This is a genomic window from Mesorhizobium sp. M7A.F.Ca.CA.001.08.2.1 (assembly GCF_003998455.1).
Classification (GTDB): domain Bacteria; phylum Pseudomonadota; class Alphaproteobacteria; order Rhizobiales; family Rhizobiaceae; genus Mesorhizobium; species Mesorhizobium ciceri.
In genome coordinates this window covers 1-1,466 of record NZ_RZPW01001116.1, presented here as the reverse complement: position 1 = coordinate 1,466, position 1,466 = coordinate 1, and the positions used below count along the sequence as shown (strand labels likewise).

Annotated in this window: 2 protein-coding genes; both read right to left on the bottom strand. The window is 61.9% G+C overall.

Annotated features, from left to right (window positions below):
* Positions 1 to 67: 67 nt before the first annotated feature.
* Positions 68 to 889, bottom strand: a complete 822-nt coding sequence (locus EN914_RS35335) for an ABC transporter ATP-binding protein (protein WP_024503546.1) — start codon at positions 887 to 889, stop codon at positions 68 to 70.
* A gap of 1 nt (position 890) precedes the next feature.
* Positions 891 to 1,466, bottom strand: a 576-nt coding sequence (locus EN914_RS35330) for an ABC transporter permease (RefSeq protein ID WP_164779164.1), incomplete at its 5' end; no start/stop codon positions are given.

Below are 1,466 nucleotides of genomic sequence, written 5' to 3'. Positions count from 1 at the left end.
ATCGCGGCCAGCGTGAAGATGCCGACAATGACGTAGTTGGCTCTGGTTTCCATTGTCCCACTTATGGCTATGCGCGCGCCGCAAGATCAAGTTGCCGGGCGCGTTTTCCGCGGAAATAGGATTTTACCCACGGTTCCTCGCTCTTCAGCATGTCGTCGATGGTGCCTTCGACCAGCACTTTCTTCTTGCCGAGCACGGCCACCCGGTCGCAAGCGGTGAACAGCGTGTCGAGGTCATGCGTCACCATGTAGACGGTCAGATCCATCGTGTCGCGCAGCTTGACCACCAGCTCGTCGAACTCCGCCGCGCTGATCGGATCGAGACCCGATGTCGGCTCGTCGAGGAAGACGATGTCGGGATCGAGCGCCAGCGCCCGCGCCAGTGCGGCGCGCTTGATCATGCCGCCGGACAGTTCGGATGGGAATTTTTGCGCCGCGTCGGGCGGCAGCCCGACCAGCTCGATCTTGAGCATCGCCAGTTCGTCCATCAGCTTTCGCGGCAGGTCGAGATATTCGCGCATCGGCACCTGGACGTTTTCCAGCACCGTCAGCGCCGAGAACAGGGCGCCGTGCTGGAACAACACGCCAAGCCGCATGTCGATGCGCAGACGCTCGGCATCATCAGCCTTCTCGATATCGACGCCGAACAGCCTGATCGTGCCCGACTGCTTGCGTGTCAGGCCGAGAATGGTGCGCAGCAGAACGGATTTGCCAGCACCCGAGGCGCCGACAAATCCAAGGATTTCGCCGCGCCTTATGTCGAGCGACAGTCTGTCGAGGATAAGCTTGTCGGCAAAGGAAACGCTGATGTCGTGCGCGGAAAGCACGATATCGCCCTCGCCCGCGTCATCCGCCAATGCACCCGCCCTTTTCCTGTTTCGCAGCTTCATCTCAGAACTCGATCGCTGCGTAGAACATGGCAAAAAGCCCGTCGAGGATGATGACGACGAAGATCGACTTCACCACAGAGGCGGTGACGTGCTGGCCGAGCGATTCGGCGCTGCCGCCGACCTTCATGCCTTCGACCGAGGCAATCGTGCCGATGATCATGGCCATGAACGGCGCCTTGATCAGGCCCGCAAAGATGGTGCTGAGATCGATGGCGACACGCAGCCGGTCGATGAAGGCGGCGGGTGGAATGTCGGAATAGAGCCAGGCAGCCAGGATGCCGCCGCCGAGTGCGGCGAAATTGGCGATGATGGTCAGGCACGGCAAGGCGATGACCAGCGCCACGAGCCGCGGAAAGACCAGGACGCCGATCGGGTTGAGCCCGATGACCTTCAGCGCGTCGACCTCCTCGCGCATCTTCATCGAGCCGATCTCGGCGGTGATCGCGCTGCCGGAGCGGCCGGCGATCATGATCGCCGTCATCAGCACGCCGAGTTCGCGCAGGATCAGCACGCCGACGAGGTCGACGACGAAGATATCGGCGCCGAAATAGCTGAGCTGATAGGCGCCCTGCTGGGC

Bases quoted from the DNA above. Each gene is read 5' to 3' on its own strand.
- EN914_RS35335 (WP_024503546.1), bottom strand. From the start codon at position 889: ATGAAGCTGCGAAACAGGAAAAGGGCGGGTGCATTGGCGGATGACGCG.